The sequence below is a fragment of the Streptomyces sp. NBC_01288 genome (assembly GCF_035982055.1).
Taxonomy (GTDB): domain Bacteria; phylum Actinomycetota; class Actinomycetes; order Streptomycetales; family Streptomycetaceae; genus Streptomyces.
This window is the reverse complement of record NZ_CP108427.1, coordinates 9,772,660-9,790,799: the sequence shown is the minus strand read 5'-3', so window position 1 is coordinate 9,790,799 and position 18,140 is coordinate 9,772,660. Positions and strand designations below refer to the sequence as shown.

Genomic DNA, 18,140 nt, shown 5'->3' with positions numbered 1-18,140 from the left:
GGTGGTCAGCTCGCCGCGGCCAGTAGCGGGGTACGGCCGAGGGCCGCCGAGAACTGGTCCACCACCTGGGTGAGCGCCTCGGTGGTGCCCGGGGCGACGGTCAGCGAGCCGTCCTCGTGGGCGGTGATGTCCTTGTCGAGGGTGAACCAGCCCTGGACTATGTGGGCCGCACCCATGGAATTCAGCACCGGGCGGAGCGCGTAGTCGATGGCGAGCACATGTGCGGTGGACCCACCTGTGGCGAGCGGCAGCACGGTCTTGCCGGTGAGGGCGTACTGCGGGAGCAGGTCGAGCAGCGCCTTGAGGACTCCGGAGTAGGAGGCCTTGTAGACGGGGGTGCCTACGACCACTCCGTCGGCGCGGGCGAACAGTTCGGTGGCCTCGACGATGGCCGGGTGGCGGAAGTCCGCGCCGAGCAGGGCCTCGGCGGGGATGGTGCGCACGTCGAGCGGGATCACCTCGTGGCCCTGGGCGATCAGCCGCTTGTCGAGGTGTCGTAGAAGCCGGTTGGTGCGGGACGAGACGGACGGGCTGCCGGAGACGGACAGGACGGTGGCCATGGGTCCTCTTTCGGGGAGGCGGGGCGCCCGCGTGCGGCGGGCGCCCCTGGGCTGGCGGGTCAGGAGTACCAGGTGGGTTCGGGCAGTTCGCCCTCAAGGACCCAGCGGCCGACCTCGCGCCGCTTGTAGACGACGGGGTCGTGCAGGGTGTGGGTGCGGACGTTCCGCCAGAACCGGTCGAGACCCTCGGAGGTAGCGGTGGAGCGGGCGCCGGTGACCTCGAAGATGCGGTTGCCGATCTCCAGGGCGACATCGGTGGCCCGTGCCTTGACGGCGGCGACCCGTACTTCGAAGTCGCCACGCGTCTTCTCGGTGACGGCGTCGGGGTCGTCGTGCAGTGTCTGTCCCTCGGCGGCGACGGTGTCGGCGAGGGCCTCGACCGCCCAGAGCTTCGCGGTGAGGTCGCCGTAGGTGTCGATGACATAGGGCTCGTCGACCGCGCGCTCATAGCCGCCGTGCAGCCAGGAGCGGGCCTTGGTGCGGGTGTAGGTGGCGGCCGTCTCCAGGGCGCCGGCGGCGATGCCCAAGTAGAAGTTGACGAAGACCAGTTGGATGGTCGGGACGTTGAGCGTGTTGTACGTGCGCGGCCGGAATTCCTTGTCGACGTAACCGGCCGCCGAGGACCACGGGGTGCGGACGCCGTCGAGGATGACGCCGCCGCTCTCGGTGAGGCGCTGGCCGATGTTGTCCCAGTCGTCGAGGAAGGTGAGGCCCTCGCTGGCGGAGGGGACGATCGCGAACACGTGCTGGTCGGTGCCTTCCAGGACGCCTTCGAGGACGGTGACGTCGGAGATCCTGCTGCCGGTGGAGAAGGACTTGCGGCCGGTGAAGACGAGGTCGTCTCCGTTCTCGGTGACGGTGACGTCCTTGTCGCGCGGGTTGACGGCGCCGCCGAAGAACCACTGATTGCGGGCGGCCTCGGCCTCGACGTGCTCCCACTGTTCGCGGGTGCCGACGAGACGGGCGGCCCAGTTCCACAGGTAGTGGTAGCCGAGGAGTTGGCCGATGGAGCCGTCGGCCTTGGCTATCTCGCGGACGACGCGGTAGGCGGTGGGCCAGTCCTGGCCTCCGCCCCCGTGCTCCGTGGGGCCGAGCAGGGTGACGAGGCCGGAGTCCTTGAGGAGTTGGACCTCGGTGGTCGGGGTGGCGCCGGCCCGATCTCGGGCGGCGGCGTCGGTGTCGAGGAGGGCGGCGACCTCGGCGGCGCGGGCGATCCAGTCCTGGGCGGACCGCGGGGCCGGGCGGGTCCCCCAGTCGGTGGGCGTGACGGTGCTCATGCGGGTGTCCTCTTTCGCAGTGGGGTGCGATCAGGCGTGCACGGAGACGGACTCGGTCTCGCCGTCGGGGAGTTGGGCCTCCAGTTCGCGCACGAGGGGCAGCACCCGCTTGCCGAAGTACTCCACCTCCTCGTGGTAGTGCAGGAAGCCCAGCAGGAGAAGGTCGACGCCCAACTTCTTGTAGGCGACGATCCGTTCGGCGATCTGCTCCGGGGTGCCGATGAGTCCCGTACGGAAGCCGTCGTTGTACTGCACGAGGTCCTCGAACGTGGAGTCCTGCCACATGCCCTTGCCGTCGGCCGAGGACTGCCCGGCCTGCTTCACCGCGGCCCCGAATCCCTCGACGGCCTCGCGGTCGGCCTTGGCGACGATCTCGCGGAGTGTGTCGCGGGCCTCGGCCTCGGTGTCCCGGGCGATGAGGAAGCCGTTGAGGCCGAACTTGGGTGCGGTACGGCCGACTTGGGCGGCCGAGTGGCGTACGTCGGCGAGCTGTTCGGTGACGCCGTCGAAGTCCTTGCCATTGGAGAAGTACCAGTCGGAGACGCGGCCGGCCATCGCGCGGGCCGCGGTGGAATTGCCGCCCTGGAAGATCTCCGGGTGCGGGCGCTCGGGGGTGTTGAGGGGCTTGGGCTTGAGGGAGAAGTCGCGCAACCGGTAGAAGTCACCGGCGAGTTCGGTGTGGTCCTCGGTCCAGATCTGGCGCAGGGCCTGGATGAACTCCTCGGAGCGGCGGTAGCGCTCGTCGTGCTCAAGCCAGGGCTCGCCGAGGGCGGTGAACTCGCCCTTGAACCAGCCGGACACGACGTTGACGGCGAAGCGGCCGTTCGACAAGTGGTCGGCGGTGGCGCCGAGTTTGGCGAGGACGCCCGGGTGCCACAGGCCGGGGTGGACGGCGGCGATGACCTTCAGGCGCTGGGTGGCGAGGAGGAGGGCGAGGCTGAAGCTGGTCGACTCGTGCTGGAACTCGGCGCCGTAGCTGGCCATGTAGCGGACCTGGCTGAGCGCGTACTCGAAGCCGTTGTTCTCGGCGAGGACGGCGAGTTCGCGGTTGTACTCGTAGCCCCAGTCGGTGCGTTGCTCGATCTTGCTGGTGACGAGTCCCCCGCTGACGTTGGGGACCCAGTAGGCGAATTTCACGGGCTCTGCGGGCATGCGGAACTCCTGTTGCGGAATGCGTTTTCGGGCACGCCGAATCCGGCCGGAGCGAATTCCGGCGAATGTCAGGCGGAGGGAAAAGGAAGGCGGCGGATCACAGGACGGAGGTGACGGGGATCAGGCCGCGGTGCAACAGGAGGCGCTGGAGACGCGCGCGAGGTCGACATGGCGTCGCCGCGTGAGGTCCAGTCGCATCATCATGCCGTCGATCGTGGCAGCCGTCGGCGGGGACCGTCAAGGAAAACCCGACCGGTCTCGTATCGCGGACCATTGAATTTCACGAACGTGTGACAGGGAAACCCTTGAACAGCCCGGGAAATCCGCCGCATTCTGCGGGCATGCGCACCGAACAGCTGGAATACATAGCGGCCGTGACCCGGCTCGGCTCCCTGCGCCGGGCCGCCGAGGAACTGCGGCTGTCACAGCCCGCGTTGAGCGAGACCGTACGCAATCTGGAACGCGAACTCGGCGTCGATCTCCTGGAGCGCAAACGCTCGGGCGCGACGATGAGTGCGGAGGGCCGCGAGCTGCTGCCGAAGATCGTCGATGTACTGGACGCGGTGGACCGGCTGCGGGCCGCGGCGGGCGAGCAGCACCGGATCAGCCGCATGGTGCGGGTGGGCACGGTCAACGCGGCGACCGTGCCGCTCCTGCTTCCCGTCGTCCGCGAGTTCCGTGCCTCGCATCCGCTCACCCAGGTCGAGGTGGTCGGCACGCAGCAGACGGACATCCACCGGGCGCTGTCGGAGGGCGGGTTCGATCTCGGGCTGGTCAATCACCTGGACGGCGACGACATGCCGGCCGACTTCGAGTCCACCGAGCTGCTGTCCGGGCTGCCGGTGGTGTGCATGCGCCCCGACAGCCCGCTGGCGTCCCGGCCGACGGTCAGTGTGGACGACCTCCTCACCGAACCGCTGATCGGTATGCGTTCCGGCTATGTGATGCACCGCTATGTCCACCGGCTGCTCGATGGGCGCGGGCCCGCCTTCGCGTACTCGACCGACGGCGCGGAGATGGGCAAGCTCATGGTCGCGGAGGGGCTCGGGGCGACGGTCCTGCCCGACTTCAGCGTGGTCGGTGACCCGCTGGAACGGCTCGGCGCGATCACCTACCGGCCGATCGCCGGCGACACGGCCCGCGTCCTGCTGATGCTGCGCCGCCGTCGCGCGGACTCCGTACCGCAGGCGGCCGGGGATCTGCACGAGGCGTTCGTACGACGGGCACGGGAGCTGAGCGGAACACCCGCTTGAGGACTCGACCGTACGTACGGTCAGTCCTCGTCGCCCATCGGAACCACCACGAGGAACGCGTCGGACTTCAGGTCCATGACGACCCTGGCGGGCTCACCCTCGGCGCGGCGCCGGGCCGCGAACTCCTCGGCAGGCCATGATCCGCGCGGAGCCCCCGCCGAAAACCGCTTCAACACCTTCGCGCCCATGTCCGCAGACACCTCCAGCATCGTTCCTCGGTTCCCCATGGGGACCGTCGTGCCTGTTCACCTGCCCCCGATCGACGCCAACATGCCAAGTTCGCTCGGCGGCGGGACGGCGCCGGGAGCGCGTAAGCCCGTCGGGTGACAGCCGCATCCGCCGGGCGCGCCGGACCGGAAGCACCTCACGACCCCCTTTCCCGTCTCCCGGAGTGCGCCCCATGAACGTCTCGGTCGCCCTGTTCACCGCCGACCTGCGCCTGCACGACCATCCCGCGCTGCGCGCCGCCGCCGAGGCCCCCCGGACGGTCCCGCTGTTCGTCCGCGACCGGGGCGTGACGGACGCCGGGTTCGCCGCGCCGAACCGGCTGGCGTTCCTCGCCGACTGTCTGCGTGACCTCGACGCCGGCCTGCGCGAACGGGGCGGCCGCTTGGTGATCCGGTCCGGTGACGTCGTCGACGAGGTGTGCAAGGTGGCCGCCGAGACGGACGCCGACGAGGTCCACATGGCGGCCGACGTCAGCGACTACGCGCGACGGCGCGAACAGCGGCTGCGGCGGGCGCTGGAGGCGGAGGGGCGGCGGTTGCACGTCCACGACACCGTGACCACGGCCGTCGCGCCCGGCGCGGTGACCCCGGCCTCCTCGGACCACTTCGCGGTCTTCACGCCGTACTTCCGCCACTGGTCCGGGCAGCACCTGCGCGCCCCGCTGACCGCACCGCGCACCGTGCGGGTCCCGGACGGTGTCGGTTCCGAGGAACTCCCCTCCCGTACCGGCGTCGTCGGGCTGTCGCCGGGCCTGGCGACCGGCGGGGAGACCGAGGGCCGCAAGCTGCTGAACCGATGGCTGCGCAACGGCATCGCCGAGTACGAGAACCTGCACGACGCCCTGGCCGCCGACGCCACCTCCCACCTCTCGCCCCATCTCCACTTCGGCACCCTCTCCCCCGTCGAACTCGTCCATCGGGCACGGCAGTTGGACGGCCCGGGCGCCGACGCCTTCGTACGGCAGCTCGCGTGGCGGGACTTCCACCGCCAGGTACTGGCGGCCAGGCCTTCGGCCGCGACCGCCGACTACCGTACGAAACACGACCGTTGGCGGTCCGAGCGCACGGCCCGCGAGGACATCGCGGCCTGGAAGGAGGGCCGTACCGGCTATCCGCTGATCGACGCGGCGATGCGCCAACTGCGCCACGAGGGCTGGATGCACAACCGGGGACGCCTGCTGACGGCGAGCTTCCTCGCCAAGACGCTCTACGTCGACTGGCGCGTCGGCGCCCGGCACTTCCTCGACCTGCTGGTCGACGGCGACGTGGCGAACAACCAGCTCAACTGGCAGTGGATGGCGGGAACCGGCACCGACTCGCGCCCCAACCGGGTCCTCAACCCCGTCACTCAGGCCAAGCGGTACGACCCGGACGGCGCGTACGTCCGTCGCTGGGTGCCCGAACTCGCCGGGCTGGAGGGCCCGTTGGTGCACGAGCCGTGGAAACTCAGGGCACTTGACCGTGCGGCGCTCGGCGACTATCCGGATCCGATCGTCGAACTCGCGGACGGGCTGGCGCGGTTCAGGCGAGGTCGAGAAGGTGACTGAGTCCCACGCTCAGGGCCGCGCCTCGTACAACACCGACAGGGCGTCCACGGCATCCGCGAGCGTCGCCGGCCGCAGTGCACCCCGCGCCGGAGAGCCGGACCAGCCGGGACCGGCCAGTACCACCGAGGGCCGGCGCCGGGCGCCCTTCACTCCCCACCGGATGTCCGCGAGGTGCCGGGCCAGCGACGGGCTCGCCGTGGAGCGCGCCTGCGCCCACAGGACGACGGCCACCGGTCCCAGCCGCCGCACCGCCGTGGTGAGCGCCTCGGCAGGCACGGCGGCGCCGAACATCCTTGTGGGCAGGTCGAGTTCACCCAGTGCGGCGTTGAGCGCCTCGATGGGGAGGGTGTGTTGTTCCCCGGGTACGCAGGCCAGAACTACTGGCGAGACGTCGGCCTGCGGCCCGGGAAGCGGGGTGTGTCGACGCAGGGCGGTGGAGACGTGCCAGGACAGCAGGTGCTCCACCTCGACGTAACGGTCCCCCGACGACGCCCACTTGCGCCCCACCGCGTGCAGGGTCGGCACCATCACCTCCTGCCAGGCGACGACGGTGCCGTACTGGCCGACGGCATCGGCCAGTTGACGCGCGACGGCGGGCGCGTCGAGCCGTACGGCGGCGCGCGCCAGGCCGCGGCATTCCTGGCGCACGTCCCCGAGAGGCAGCGCGCCGGGGGCCTGTGACCTCCGGCTCCGTGCGGGCATGCTCTCCGCGCGTCGGTCGGCAGCCGCCTTCGCCGCCTCGGCAGGCGGCACGCCCGACGAGGTCAGGCGGCACATCTCCTCCAGCAGTGCCACGTCCCGCGGGGTCCAGCGTCGGTGCCGTCCCTCGGCGCGGACCGCGGGACCGATGCCGTAGCGACGCTCCCAGGACCGCAGTGTGGTCGGGGCCACGCCCAGCCGACGGGCCAACGCGCCGGTCGTCAGGGGCACTTCGGCCGCTGACGGGTACGCGGCGTCTCCGCCTGCGGGCATTTCGCTCATCAGGCGACTATACGACGCAGAATCGACGCGAGTTGATGGCCTTGATCCCTTGCTCCCACGATGACGGGACAGTCGCCGCCCGACGCGCGAGGAGTCGTAGAAATGAGCCCGCAGACCGGCGCCGTCCGCCCGAGCCCGGCGGCGGAGTCGCTCACCGACGAGGAGTTGGCCAGGGGGTTGGTGGCGGGCGACGAGGATTGTCTGGCCGCCGTGTATCGCCGCTGGTCGCCGTTGGTGCACAGCCTGGCGCGGCGCTCGCTGGGGGACGGCAGGGAAGCCGAGGATGTGACGCAGGAGGTGTTCCTCGGGGTGTGGCGCGGGCGGCGGGGTTTCCGTCCCGAGCGCGGGACGATCGGCGGCTGGATCGTCGGCGTCACCAGGCACGGGATCGCCGACGCGCTGTCCGCCCGCACCCGTCGTCTGCGTCTCGTGGCCGCCGCGGGCTCGTCGCTGACCCTCGCCGAACCCGCCGCCCGGAAGCCCGAGATGACCCTCGATCGCGTCCTCGTCCTGCACGAGCTGGCCAGGCTGCCCGCACCTCAACAGCGGGTGCTGCGGCTGACGTACTACGAGGACCTCACCCAGACCCAGATCGCGCGGCGCACCGGCTGGCCGCTCGGCACGGTCAAGAGCCATGCGCGACGTGGGCTCCACCAGTTGCGAAGCCGCCTCCAGGACGACGAACAGGCTGACCACTACACATAAAGGCCAAATAAGAGCACTATGGAGGTAAGCGGCTTTTGCCGCATACCGCACCAGACGCGGTCAGGCCAGCGAAGTCAAAGGAGACGAGTCATGGCCAACGTCTCGCACACCAGAGGTGACATAACGAGCCACCCTGATGTCTCCGAAATGCAGGCGCGCTACGCCCGCATGCTCGGTGGACGCGATGTGGCGCTCGTGGACGGACCGGTGTTCCTCCTCGGTCTGTACTGCGCCGTATCCCCGTGGATACTCCACTACACGACGAGCCAGCCCGCGCTCGTGCCGCACAACCTGATCGTCGGCATCGCGATCGGCCTGCTGGCCCTCGGGTTCACCAGGGCGCCGGAACGCATGTACGGCCTCAGCTGGGCGATGAGCGCCCTGGGTGTCTGGATGATCGTCTCGCCGTGGATCGTCGGCACCAACCCCGACAAGGGCGTCATCCTGAACAACGTCATCATCGGCGGACTGGCCGTGCTGATGGGCCTGGTGTGTGCCGGTACGGCGGCGCGGAGCACTCCCAAGCCGTAGAGACCCACCCCGGAAGCAAGTCGCAGAAACCCGGAAGGAAGGCACCCTCCTCCTCCGCCCCCTTCAGTGGCCGCCCGGCACCAGCCAGGGCGCCTGCGGGAGGGGGCTGCCGGTTTCGAGGACCGACTTCAGGTTGGACAGCACGGCCGGCCAGCCGCCGGACACGTCGGACAGCTCGCCCTGGTCGGCGAGGTCCTCGTGGGTGACAGTGAGGCGCACGATGTCCTCGTGGCGCCGGATGTCGTAGGTGACGCGGGAGTACGTGTCCTCCTGGCCCTCATTCTCCGGTGAGGTCCAGGTGGTCACGAGGCGGGTCGGGCGCTCGCTCTCCACCACCGTGCCGACGACGTCGGCGATGCCGGAACCGTCCGTGCGCACGTGTTCCCAACGGGAGCCCGGCTGCCAGTCGGACACGTTGCTGTGGCCCCAGTAGGCGGCGGTCAGGTCGGCGTCGGTGAGCGCGTCCCAGACCTTCTCGGGGGTGCTCGCGATGTAGGTGACGTAGACGAATGTCGGCTTGTCGGTCATGGCTTCCTCGGCTCGTCGCTTCAGGGCCCCGAGTGCGCGCAGTCGCGGGCGCTCGAACTTGTCGATCCAGCGCTCCTGGATCTCGTGCAGCGGGACCGGATTGAGGTAGTGCAGCTTCTCCCGCCCACGCCGCACCGTGCTGACCAGGTTGGCGGCCTCCAGGACGGCCAGATGCTGGGTCACCGACTGACGGGTCATGTCGATGCGCCCGCACAACTCGCCGAGCGTCTGCCCGTTCTCCTCGTGCAGCCGGTCCAGCAGACGTCTACGGGTCTCGTCGGCCAGCGCCTTGAAGACCGCGTCCATCCCTGAGTCATGTTCGGATCGCACACTCAACGTTATGCAGGCAGTTACCTGCATGTCAAGGTGAGCGACTTCGTCCGATTCATACCGATCTTCTACGGCGCCTCAGCGCAGGAACGCGCCCAGCTCGCGGCGGTGCGCGTCCACCCAGTCGTGCGCGGCCCGGATGTCGTCCACGACCCCGCTCGCCCGCAGCCCGGCCATGCCCCGCTCACCGCGCTCGGCACCGGCCTCGATGCCTCGCCAACACCGGTCCTGCCACCACAGGACCGTGTCGAGGAGCCGGTCGGTGCCGTCGAGTTCGTCGAGGCCGTACGCCTCACAGATCAGCGCGATCCGGCGGGCGGCCTCGGACACGTCGGTGACGCCCGGGCCGAGGTCCAGGTACTGCCAGCAGACGTGGGCGACGTCGTGGACACGCTCGCCGGGAGCCGCGAGGTCCCAGTCGACGAAGGCCAGCGGATGCCACACGCTGCCGTAGACGGTGTTCTTGGGGGCGAGATCGTTGTGGCAGACGACGTCCTGGTCACCGGCCTCGGGTGTGCCGTGCGTCAGGTCGTGGAACGCGCGGACGAGCTGCGCGACACGCACCAGACTGTCGTCGGCGCGGGCGGCGGAGCGCTCGTCGGGACTTACGGCCGCCCGGCCCTCGATGTACTGGAACACCTCCCGGCCCCGCTCGTCCGTGCCAAGGAAGCGCGGTGCTCCTGACCATCCCCGCCGCTCGAACAGCGCGAGCAGTCCGGTGACGAAGGCGGACCGTTCCGGTGGGGTCGGCGTGCGTCGCACCGTCTCGCCGACCCGTACGACCGCGTTGATCACGCCTCCGCCGAGCGCTGTTTCCTCCAACTGGCCCGCCTCCCCATAGCATTCGACCGCACGAGTATCGCCTGGCACGCTGCGCGTATGGATCACGCGGAGGCACTGCTCATCGGAGGACGGGCCGGGGTCGGGAAGACGACCGTCGGCTGGGAGGTGTCGGCGCGGCTGCGGGCGGCGGGGGTCGCCCATGCCGTGATCGACGGGGACTTCATGGGGCAGGTCCATCCGGCGCCGGACGGCGATCCGCACCGGGCGGCGATCGGTGAGGCCAACTTGACTGCCGTATGGGGGAATTACGCCGCGCTGGGATACCGGCGGCTCGTGTACACGAACACGGTGAGCGTGCTCGACGAGGGGGCCGGGCAGTTCCGTCGGGCGATGGGGGCGGACGTGCGGATCGTACGGGTGCTGCTGACCGCCTCCGACGAGACCACAGCCGCGCGGATCAACGGGCGGGAGATCGGCAGCGAGTTGGAGCATGAGCTGGCCAACAGCTCCCGCAAAGCACGGCTGTTGGACCAGCGCGCGCCCGTCGACACCGTGCGGGTGGTGACCGACGGGCGCCCTGTCGCCGATGTCGCGGAGGACGTGCTGGCCGCGACCGGCTGGGTCAACTGCCGCTAGGCGCCTGCCGGTTCCGTGTCCGGGGTCGTCTCCACGAGGTACTCCTCCGTGATCTCCTTCGGGCCGAACGGCCACACCTTCTCGAAGCGGGACCAGATCAGGAAGGCCACGCAGCCCAGGGCCAGCCAGGCCAGGGACCACTCGATGGGGTGGCGGCCCGGGGAGTTCCGGTCCGCGTAGCCGTAGATCACGCACCAGCCGACGAAGGCGATGATGCTCGGCACGGGGTAGAGCCACATGCGGTACGGGCGGCGCAGGGTCGGCTGGCGTCTGCGCAGGACCGTGAGGGCGATGATCTGGGCCAGTGCCTGGACGATGACCATGACGGTGGTCAGGAGCTGGATCAGGGTCGCGAGGTCCGTGTGGCGGCCGATGAGGAAGCCGATCGCCGTGATCACGCCCATGGTGGCGAGGCCCAGCATCGGGAAGCGGTGCTTGGGGTGGAGTTTGGCGTAGGGGCGGAAGAAGACGCGTTCGCGGGCCGCGTCGTAGGGGACCCGGGAGCCGCCCAGGAGGCCGGTGAAGACCGAGGCGAAGGCCGTGATGAGGATCAGGACGGTGACCGTGTCGGCGGCGCCCTTGCCCCAGGTCTTCTCCAGGACCGCCGAGGCCACCGAGGTGGAGGCGATGTCGTTCACGTTGGTCATCCGGTGCCAGTCGATCACGCCCAGCGTGCCGATCTGGAGCAGCAGGTAGATCGCCATGATGCCGACGATGGAGAAGAGGATGGAGCGCGGCAGCGTGCGGCCGGGGTCCTTGATCTCGGCGCCCATGTACGCGGTGGTGTTGTAGCCGAGGTAGTCGTAGATGCCGATGGTGAGGCCGCCGGCGAAGCCGAGCCAGAAGTGGTCGCTGCCCAGGTCGAAGGCGTGCGCCGGGTAGGTGAAGGCGAGGTGCGCGCTGAAGTCGCTCGCGGCGGCCACGATGACCAGGAACACCGAGGCGATCATCACCGTCCACATCACGGCGGTGATGCGGGCGATGTTCTCGATGCCGCGCCAGAGGAGGAGGATCACCAGGGCGATGACGCCGAGGCCGATCAGGTCGCCGGACGTCTTGCCCAAGTCCGGTGCCAGATAGCCGAGATACTGCACGAAGCCGACCACGCCCGTCGACATGATCAGCGGGATGAAGAGCATCGCCGTCCACACGAACAGGAACGGCATCAGTCGGCCCGTCCGGTACTGGAAGGCCTGGCGCAGATAGACGTAACTGCCACCGGAGCCGGGCATCGCGGCGCCCATCTCGACCCACACGAGCCCGTCGGCCAGCGCGAGGATCGCGCCCGCGACGAAGCCGATCACCGCCTGCGGACCGCCGAACGCGGCGACCATCAGCGGGATCGTCACGAACGGACCGATGCCGCACATCTGGCTCATGTTGATGGCGGTGGCCTGGAAGAGGCCGACGCGGCGGACGAACCCGCCGTCGGGAGGCGGGCTACCGGGAGGCGGACTACCGGACATGGGGACTCCTGGGGCTGGTCACGGGGAGAGGGAGACGGGGTGGCCCGGTGCGGGTGACTGGGCGATAAAGTTAAGGAGCCTTACTAGAGTCGTCAAGAGGCTGTCCCGGATACCGGAGAATGATGCGATGCCCGTCAGTGACGCCGTGGAGCGACCGGACCAGCCTTGGAGCCGTCAGCGGCTGCGCAGTACCAACGCGCGGCTGCTGCTCGACCGGCTGCGCACCGCCGGTGCCGCCTCCCGCGCCCAACTCGCCCGCGAGACAGGCCTGTCGAAGCCGACGGTCTCCAGCGCGCTGGCCGCCCTGGAGGAGGCGGGACTGGTCCACGAGGTCGGCACACAGGCCCCGGAGCGCGGCCGGACCGCCGTGCTCTACGCCCCCGATCCGTCCGCCGGGTACGCGCTCGGGATCGACGTCGGGCGCAGCTGGCTGCGGGTCGCGGTCGCCAATCTGGACGGCGAGGTGGTGGCCCGGGCGGACGTCCGCAACCGGGCTCGCAGTTCGGGCGCCATGGCCGAGCTGGTGGTCGCCACCGCGCACCAGGTCGTCGCGAACTCCGGGGTCGAACCGGCCGCGGTCGTCCACGCCGTGGTGGGCACGCCCGGAATCTACGACGAGCAGCGGCGCCGGGTGCGGTACGCGATGCATCTGCCGGGCTGGGGCCGGGCCGGGCTGTTCGACCGGATGCGGGAGGAGCTGGGCGTCCCGCTGGAGGTGCACAACGACGCCAATCTCGCGGCGCTCGGCGAGTACACGTACGGCGTCGGCGCGGGCAGCCGGCTGTTCGCGTACATCCTGATCGGCACCGGTCTCGGCATGGGCGTGGTCAGCGAGGGGCGGCTGTTCACGGGGGCGCACGGCGGTGCCGGGGAGATCGGGTTCCTGCCGTGGCCGGGGCAGCAGAAGCCGGAGACGCTGGAGGACGCGGTCTCCGGGGTGGCCGTGGTGGAGGCGGCCCGCAGGTTCGGCATGAGCGGGCAGCAGCTCACCGCGAAGGCCGTGTTCGACGCGGCCCGGCAGGGAAACACCGCCGCGATCAAGGCGGTTGAGCTGGAGGGCGAGCGGATCGCGCACACGGTGGCGGCCGCTGCCGCTGTCCTCGATCCGGACCTCGTCGTGCTGGGCGGCGGGGTCGGGCACAGCGTGGATCTGCTGCTGCGCCCGGTGCGGGAGAACCTCCGCGCGCTCACTCCGCTCCGGCCGAAGATCGTGCCCAGCGCGCTGGGCGAGGACGCGGTGCTGCTGGGCGCCGTGGCCACCGCGCTCGGCACCGCGCGGGACCTGGTGTTCGAGCGCCACTCGGCGCCCTGAGCAACTCACCCACGGACACAGGTGTTTGACAGGCACCGTCGAGCGCCCTACCTTCTGGTGCGGTTAGTAAAGCTTCCTAACTTGACGAGGCTGGAGACCGCCGTGTTCCACCGCCCCGCCGTTCCCCCACCCCTCAGAGGCCGTCTCGCCACGGCCGCGGTCGCGCTCGGCCTGCTGGGCACCCTCACCACCAGCGCGTGGGCGGGGGCCCGGGAGTCGTCCCCGCAGCACCGCGCGCAGGCCCCGGTGACCGCCGTACGCTCGACCGCCGGGACCGCTACCCCGCTGTCCGGCTACGCTATCCAGTCGTCCGCGAAGGTCACCGACTCCGCAGCGGCCGTCTCCTCCCCCGGCTACCGGGCGACCGGCTGGCACCCGGCCGGCGCGCGCTCGACCGTCCTCGCGGCCTTGATCGCCGACGGTGTCTACCCGGATCCCTTCTACTCGACCAACCAGCAGAAGATCCCGAAGGCCGACTTCCAGGTGCCGTGGTGGTACCGCAGCGACTTCACGGTCGCCGACCCCGGCAGGCGCACCTACCTCGACTTCAGCGGGGTGATCTCGGCGGCCGACGTCTACGTCAACGGCAAGCGGATCGCCGAGGCCGCGGACGTCAACGGTGCTTACACACAGCACGAGTTGGACGTCACCTCGCTGGTGCGCTCCGGCACGAACACGGTCGCCTTCCGCATCCGGCCGAACGACCCGAACAAGAACCTCACCATGGGCTGGATCGACTGGCTCCAGCCGCCGCCCGACGAGAACATGGGCATCGTCCGTGACGTCCTCGTCCGACGCGGCGGCCCGGTCGCGCTGCGCGACGCACACGTGGTGACCAAGCTGGCCGTACCGTCGCTGGCCTCAGCGGACCTGACGGTGAAGGCGCGGGCCCGCAACGACTCGAACGCGCCCGTCACCACGAAGGTCAGGGGCAGCATCGGCAGTTCGACCTTCGAGAAGACGGTCTCCCTCACCGCCCACGAGACGAGAAACATCACCTTCGGCCTCCATCTCACCTCCCCCAAGGTCTGGTGGCCCGCGGGCATGGGCGGCCGGCCGCTCTACGACCTCGACCTCACCGCCTCAGTCAACGGCACCCTCTCCGACACCGCGCACCAGACCTTCGGCATCCGCGACGTGCGGGCCCCGCTGAACTCCGACGGGGCCCGCCAGTACCGGATCAACGGCCGCAAGTTGCTGATCAAGGGCGGCGGTTGGTCACCGGACGAATTCCTGCGCTGGGACCGGACGTACGTCGAGGACCGCCTGAAGTACGCCCTCGATCTGGGCCTGAACACCATCCGCCTGGAAGGGCACATCGAGCCGGACGAGTTCTTCGACCTGGCCGACCGCTACGGCATCCTGACGCTGCCCGGCTGGGAGTGCTGCGACAAGTGGGAGGGCCAGGTCAACGGGGACGAGACCGGCGACAAGTGGACCGCCGCCGACTACCCGGTCGCCAAGGCGTCGATGGCCGCCGAGGCCGCCCGGCTGCGCGACCACCCGAGCGTGATCTCCTTCCTCATCGGCAGCGACTTCGCGCCTGACGCGAAGATCGAGAAGACGTACCTGGACGCGTTGAAGGCCGCCGACTGGGAAACCCCGGTGGTCGCCGCCGCCTCCGACAACTCCTCGCCGGTCAGCGGCAGTTCGGGCATGAAGATGACCGGCCCGTACGACTGGATCCCGCCGAACTACTGGTACGCCAAGCGCGAGGGCGGCGCCACCGGCTTCAACTCCGAGACCAGCGCGGGCCCCGACATCCCGACCCTCGACACCCTGCGCCGCATGATGACCCCGGCCGAACTGGCCACCCTCTGGAAGGACCCGAGCGCCAAGCAGTACCACCGCTCCCCGTCCTCCACCTTCAACACCCTCAAGCTCTACGACAACGCCCTCACCGGCCGCTACGGTCCGCCGACGAGCCTGACCGACTACGTCCGCAAGGCGCAGTTGGCCCAATACGAGAACGTGCGGGCCCAGTTCGAGGCGTACGAGCGCAACGCCACCGACGCCTCGAAGCCCGCGACCGGGGTCGTCTACTGGATGTTCAACAGCGGATGGACCTCGCTGCACTGGCAGTTGATGGACCGTTACCTCGACCAGGGCGGCGCCTACTTCGGCGCGAAGAAGGCGAACGAGCCGCTGCACATCCAGTACTCGTACGACGACCGCTCGGTCGTCGTGGTGAACAACCGGAACGCCTCCGCACACCGACTCACCGCCCACGCAACGCTGTTCAACACCGACGGCACGCAGAGGTACGACAAGAAGGCGACCGGGGTGAAGGTCTCCGGCGGTGGCGCGCACAGCACCGCGTTCACCCTGCCCTCGCCCTCGTCGGTGAGCGGGCTGTCGACGACGTACCTGGTACGGCTGACGCTGACCGACGCGTCCGGCAAGGAGGTGAGCCGGAACGTGTACTGGCTCTCCGCCAGGCCCGACACGCTCGACTGGGCGCACACCGACTGGTACTACACGCCGACGACGAGCTACGCCGACCTCAAGGGGCTCAACTCGATGGCGCAGGCCCCGGTTTCGGCGACGGCGTCGACCAAGGCGGACGCAGGCGGCACATCGACAACGACGGTCACGGTACGCAACTCCGGGACGGGCAAGGGTTCGGGGAAGACGCCTTCCCTCCTCACCGACGTCCATCTCGTGGACTCGGCGGGCAAGCCGGTGCTGCCGGTGCGGTGGTCCGACAATGACGTGAGCCTGTGGCCCGGGGAGTCGACGACGCTGACGGCGACCTACAGGACGGCGGATCTGCACGGGTCGGCGCCACGGGTGCGGGTCTCCGGGTGGAACACACCGGAGCGGACGGTCCCGGCACGGTGAACCCGTAGACCTCGTAACCCCATAAACCTGTGGGGCCCGGCCGCCGCCGGGCCCCACAGGTCGTCGTCAGCTGACGTTGAGCGCGGTGTCGTCGACGACGAAGGACGTCTGGAGGGTGGACCCTTCGACGCCGCTGAAGTTGATGGTGGCGGTGGTGCCGGCCAGGGAGGAGACGTCGAAGGACTTCAGGACGTATCCGGAGGCCGCGTTGAGGTTGGAGTAGGTGGCCAGGGTGGTCGATCCGGCGGTGACCGTCAGCTTGTCGTAAGCCGTGCTGGTGGTGGTCTCCGCGGTGTCGATGTGCAGATAGAAGCTGAGGGTGGCGGAGCAGCCGGACGGGATGGTCACCGACTGGGACAACGTGTCGGTGTGGGCCGAGCCGTAACCGTCGAGCCAGGCCTTGTAGGAGCCGGTGCGGGCCGCCTCGCTGGAGGAGGTGGTGATGACGCCGCTGCTGGCGGTCCAGGTGGTGTTGCCGGACTCGAAGCCCGGGTTGCCGAGCAGCTGGGCGGCGGTGCAGGTGCCGCCGCCTCCCCCGCCTCCCCCGCTGCTGCCGTCGCCGGCCAGCCACGCGGTGGCGTTGAGGGCGAGGGCGGCGTTCGTGGCGCCGGTGTCGTTCCAGCCGTCGTAGAGCGTGTTGCCTGACTGGCCGGTGCCGTCGTCGATGGGTGAACTGTCGCCCCAGAAGGCGACGCGGCCGCTGCCGAAGGTACTGGTGGCGAAGAACGCGCCGGTGTTGCCGGAGTAACCGCTGCGGTACACAAGGCCCTTGACGTTCGCGTTGTCGGCGGGCTTGAGGGTGGCCGTCGTGCCGTCGGCGATCAGGCTCTTGGTGACGGTGCCGAAGGCGCCGTTCAGGACCTCGTTGGTGCTGTCGCTGATCGCGGCGGGGTAGCCGGAGCTGATGTCGAGGGTGTCGATGGAGAAGCCGAACGGGTCGGTCGAGTCGACGCTGTTGTTCGTCATCAGGTCGTTGAGGATCTCGACCGCGTCCTCACCGTCGCTGTTGCGGTCGGCGCCGGTGTGGTCCGAGATCATGAACAGGCCGCCGCCGTTCTGGACGAACGTCATGATCGCGGTCTTCTCGGCCGTCGTGAACAGCGTGTTGGGCTCGGGCAGGACCAGCGTGTCGAAGTTCGACAGGTCGGTCGTCGACGAACCGCCGTACGTCAGCGCGCTGGTGGCGGTCTTCAGGCTGTAGTCGCCGGTCTTCTGAAGGGCGACGCCCCACGAGGAGAGCGCCCCGGTCCAGTCGGTCTCGGAGGACGGGGAGGAGTCCTGGGACAGCGGGTCGGGCTTGCTGGTGGAGATGATCCAGTCCGCGTTGCCCGCCTCCTCGGCGTGGCCGTCGTCGAACAGGACGCGGTTCGTGGTGGCCGCGTGCGCGGGCGCGGCCGTGGTGGTGACCTGGAGGGCGGCCCCCGTGACGAAAAGTCCCAGGCCGGCGAGGGCGGTGGTGAGTCTGCGGCGGGATCTTCTGGATCCAAGCATCCGTCGAACCTCCGTGAGGGGATGGGGAAGGGTGCGGTGCGGGCGCCTGATCTGCGCGCGTAGAACGGTAGTTGGGGAGTTCTACACGCGTTGAACGATTGAAAGGTACATGGCATGAAGGGGTGGCGAACAGAAAGTCCCGGCAATAACAGGCAACAAAACTCCGGCGGACTGCCTTGGCCTCCAGCGGGCACATGAAGAGAGCAGGACTATCGACAAAGAGGGGCGGAGATGGAGATCTCGGGCATCATCAGTGCCATCATCATCGGCATCATCATTGGCGTGCTGGGACGGCTCGTCGTCCCTGGGCGCCAGCACATAGGCGTTCTGCTGACGATCGTCGTCGGCATCGTGGCCGCGCTGATCGGCGCGGCGATCGCATCGGGCCTGGGGGTCGCCGACACGAAGGGCATCGACTGGATCGAGTGGCTCATCCAGATCGGCCTGGCAGCGGTCGGTATCGCCGCGCTGGACCGGTCGAGGGCGCGCCGCTGAGGGGTGGTCGGAGAGTGCCGCGGGT

Annotated in this window: 18 protein-coding genes; 8 read left to right on the top strand and 10 right to left on the bottom strand. The window is 69.6% G+C overall.

All coding sequences use genetic code 11. The annotated features are described in order from the left end of the window. Positions 1–5: 5 nt before the first annotated feature. From ssuE to OG194_RS47790, 4 genes are all read right to left on the bottom strand, one after another. Positions 6–560, bottom strand: coding sequence for an NADPH-dependent FMN reductase (gene ssuE, locus OG194_RS44025; protein ID WP_201048719.1), 555 nt, complete (start codon positions 558–560; stop codon positions 6–8). A 59-nt stretch (positions 561–619) separates the two neighbouring features. Next, entirely contained in the window at positions 620–1,837 is a 1,218-nt protein-coding gene (locus tag OG194_RS44020) for an acyl-CoA dehydrogenase family protein (RefSeq protein WP_327406323.1), read from the bottom strand. A 30-nt stretch (positions 1,838–1,867) separates the two neighbouring features. Further along, the gene (gene sfnG / locus OG194_RS44015) at positions 1,868–2,989 is read right to left on the bottom strand and encodes a dimethylsulfone monooxygenase SfnG (RefSeq protein WP_327406322.1); all 1,122 of its coding nucleotides are present in this window, start codon (positions 2,987–2,989) and stop codon (positions 1,868–1,870) included. Between the two features lie 120 nt (positions 2,990–3,109). Continuing rightward, a complete protein-coding gene (locus OG194_RS47790; RefSeq protein WP_351520955.1) occupies positions 3,110–3,187 on the bottom strand; it encodes a putative leader peptide in 78 nt (25 codons plus the stop codon). 143 nt (positions 3,188–3,330) lie between these two features. On the opposite strand from OG194_RS47790, the gene OG194_RS44010 reads away from it, so the two are divergent. After that, the gene (locus OG194_RS44010; RefSeq protein WP_327406321.1) at positions 3,331–4,242 is read left to right on the top strand and encodes a LysR family transcriptional regulator; all 912 of its coding nucleotides are present in this window, start codon (positions 3,331–3,333) and stop codon (positions 4,240–4,242) included. A gap of 20 nt (positions 4,243–4,262) precedes the next feature. On the opposite strand, the gene OG194_RS44005 is transcribed toward OG194_RS44010, so the two are convergent. Beyond that, complete coding sequence (locus tag OG194_RS44005; RefSeq protein WP_033280720.1) at positions 4,263–4,451, bottom strand: hypothetical protein; 189 nt, start codon at positions 4,449–4,451, stop codon at positions 4,263–4,265. A 191-nt stretch (positions 4,452–4,642) separates the two neighbouring features. Between OG194_RS44005 and OG194_RS44000 the strand changes: the two genes are divergently transcribed. Next, entirely contained in the window at positions 4,643–6,016 is a 1,374-nt protein-coding gene (locus OG194_RS44000; protein ID WP_327406320.1) for a cryptochrome/photolyase family protein, read from the top strand. A 9-nt stretch (positions 6,017–6,025) separates the two neighbouring features. Here OG194_RS44000 and OG194_RS43995 read toward each other — a convergent pair whose 3' ends face one another. Further along, positions 6,026–6,997 carry a MerR family transcriptional regulator gene (locus tag OG194_RS43995; protein ID WP_442811762.1) on the bottom strand — a complete coding sequence of 324 codons (972 nt, stop codon included), beginning with the start codon at positions 6,995–6,997 and terminating at the stop codon, positions 6,026–6,028. 102 nt (positions 6,998–7,099) lie between these two features. Here OG194_RS43995 and OG194_RS43990 point away from each other — a divergent pair, with 102 nt between their 5' ends. After that, a complete protein-coding gene (locus OG194_RS43990; protein ID WP_327406319.1) occupies positions 7,100–7,702 on the top strand; it encodes a sigma-70 family RNA polymerase sigma factor in 603 nt (200 codons plus the stop codon). A gap of 90 nt (positions 7,703–7,792) precedes the next feature. Further along, positions 7,793–8,233 (top strand): SPW repeat protein, encoded by a 441-nt coding sequence (locus OG194_RS43985; RefSeq protein WP_327406318.1) that lies wholly within the window; start codon positions 7,793–7,795, stop codon positions 8,231–8,233. A gap of 63 nt (positions 8,234–8,296) precedes the next feature. Here OG194_RS43985 and OG194_RS43980 read toward each other — a convergent pair whose 3' ends face one another. Continuing rightward, positions 8,297–9,067: an ArsR/SmtB family transcription factor gene (locus OG194_RS43980; RefSeq protein WP_327406317.1), complete on the bottom strand. Its 771-nt coding sequence runs from the start codon at positions 9,065–9,067 to the stop codon at positions 8,297–8,299. A gap of 102 nt (positions 9,068–9,169) precedes the next feature. Next, complete coding sequence (locus tag OG194_RS43975) at positions 9,170–9,913, bottom strand: phosphotransferase (protein WP_327406316.1); 744 nt, start codon at positions 9,911–9,913, stop codon at positions 9,170–9,172. Between the two features lie 57 nt (positions 9,914–9,970). On the opposite strand from OG194_RS43975, the gene OG194_RS43970 reads away from it, so the two are divergent. After that, positions 9,971–10,510: a hypothetical protein gene (locus OG194_RS43970; RefSeq protein ID WP_327406315.1), complete on the top strand. Its 540-nt coding sequence runs from the start codon at positions 9,971–9,973 to the stop codon at positions 10,508–10,510. On the opposite strand, the gene OG194_RS43965 is transcribed toward OG194_RS43970, so the two are convergent. Beyond that, the gene (locus tag OG194_RS43965) at positions 10,507–11,976 is read right to left on the bottom strand and encodes an APC family permease (protein WP_327406314.1); all 1,470 of its coding nucleotides are present in this window, start codon (positions 11,974–11,976) and stop codon (positions 10,507–10,509) included. The two genes, OG194_RS43970 and OG194_RS43965, sit on opposite strands and share 4 nt — an antisense overlap. Positions 11,977–12,103: 127 nt before the next feature. On the opposite strand from OG194_RS43965, the gene OG194_RS43960 reads away from it, so the two are divergent. Beyond that, positions 12,104–13,288, top strand: coding sequence for an ROK family transcriptional regulator (locus OG194_RS43960; RefSeq protein ID WP_327406313.1), 1,185 nt, complete (start codon positions 12,104–12,106; stop codon positions 13,286–13,288). A 102-nt stretch (positions 13,289–13,390) separates the two neighbouring features. Continuing rightward, positions 13,391–16,129 (top strand): glycoside hydrolase family 2 protein, encoded by a 2,739-nt coding sequence (locus OG194_RS43955; RefSeq protein WP_327407400.1) that lies wholly within the window; start codon positions 13,391–13,393, stop codon positions 16,127–16,129. A gap of 66 nt (positions 16,130–16,195) precedes the next feature. On the opposite strand, the gene OG194_RS43950 is transcribed toward OG194_RS43955, so the two are convergent. Then, positions 16,196–17,620: a hydrolase gene (locus OG194_RS43950; RefSeq protein ID WP_327406312.1), complete on the bottom strand. Its 1,425-nt coding sequence runs from the start codon at positions 17,618–17,620 to the stop codon at positions 16,196–16,198. 231 nt (positions 17,621–17,851) lie between these two features. Here OG194_RS43950 and OG194_RS43945 point away from each other — a divergent pair, with 231 nt between their 5' ends. Beyond that, positions 17,852–18,115: a GlsB/YeaQ/YmgE family stress response membrane protein gene (locus OG194_RS43945; protein WP_019057177.1), complete on the top strand. Its 264-nt coding sequence runs from the start codon at positions 17,852–17,854 to the stop codon at positions 18,113–18,115. The last annotated feature ends 25 nt before the right edge of the window (positions 18,116–18,140 follow it).

Excerpts from the sequence above, each read along its gene's own strand:
- sfnG (WP_327406322.1), bottom strand. The coding sequence starts at position 2,989 with ATGCCCGCAGAGCCCGTGAAATTCGCCTACTGGGTCCCCAACGTCAGC.
- ssuE (WP_201048719.1), bottom strand. The coding sequence starts at position 560 with ATGGCCACCGTCCTGTCCGTCTCCGGCAGCCCGTCCGTCTCGTCCCGC.
- OG194_RS44000 (WP_327406320.1), top strand. The coding sequence starts at position 4,643 with ATGAACGTCTCGGTCGCCCTGTTCACCGCCGACCTGCGCCTGCACGAC.
- OG194_RS47790 (WP_351520955.1), bottom strand. The coding sequence starts at position 3,187 with ATGCGACTGGACCTCACGCGGCGACGCCATGTCGACCTCGCGCGCGTC.
- OG194_RS43980 (WP_327406317.1), bottom strand. The coding sequence starts at position 9,067 with ATGGACGCGGTCTTCAAGGCGCTGGCCGACGAGACCCGTAGACGTCTG.
- OG194_RS44005 (WP_033280720.1), bottom strand. The coding sequence starts at position 4,451 with ATGCTGGAGGTGTCTGCGGACATGGGCGCGAAGGTGTTGAAGCGGTTT.
- OG194_RS43965 (WP_327406314.1), bottom strand. The coding sequence starts at position 11,976 with ATGTCCGGTAGTCCGCCTCCCGGTAGCCCGCCTCCCGACGGCGGGTTC.
- OG194_RS43970 (WP_327406315.1), top strand. The coding sequence starts at position 9,971 with ATGGATCACGCGGAGGCACTGCTCATCGGAGGACGGGCCGGGGTCGGG.
- OG194_RS43985 (WP_327406318.1), top strand. The coding sequence starts at position 7,793 with ATGGCCAACGTCTCGCACACCAGAGGTGACATAACGAGCCACCCTGAT.
- OG194_RS44010 (WP_327406321.1), top strand. The coding sequence starts at position 3,331 with ATGCGCACCGAACAGCTGGAATACATAGCGGCCGTGACCCGGCTCGGC.
- OG194_RS43990 (WP_327406319.1), top strand. The coding sequence starts at position 7,100 with ATGAGCCCGCAGACCGGCGCCGTCCGCCCGAGCCCGGCGGCGGAGTCG.
- OG194_RS43995 (WP_442811762.1), bottom strand. The coding sequence starts at position 6,997 with ATGAGCGAAATGCCCGCAGGCGGAGACGCCGCGTACCCGTCAGCGGCC.
- OG194_RS43950 (WP_327406312.1), bottom strand. The coding sequence starts at position 17,620 with ATGCTTGGATCCAGAAGATCCCGCCGCAGACTCACCACCGCCCTCGCC.
- OG194_RS43945 (WP_019057177.1), top strand. The coding sequence starts at position 17,852 with ATGGAGATCTCGGGCATCATCAGTGCCATCATCATCGGCATCATCATT.
- OG194_RS43960 (WP_327406313.1), top strand. The coding sequence starts at position 12,104 with ATGCCCGTCAGTGACGCCGTGGAGCGACCGGACCAGCCTTGGAGCCGT.
- OG194_RS44020 (WP_327406323.1), bottom strand. The coding sequence starts at position 1,837 with ATGAGCACCGTCACGCCCACCGACTGGGGGACCCGCCCGGCCCCGCGG.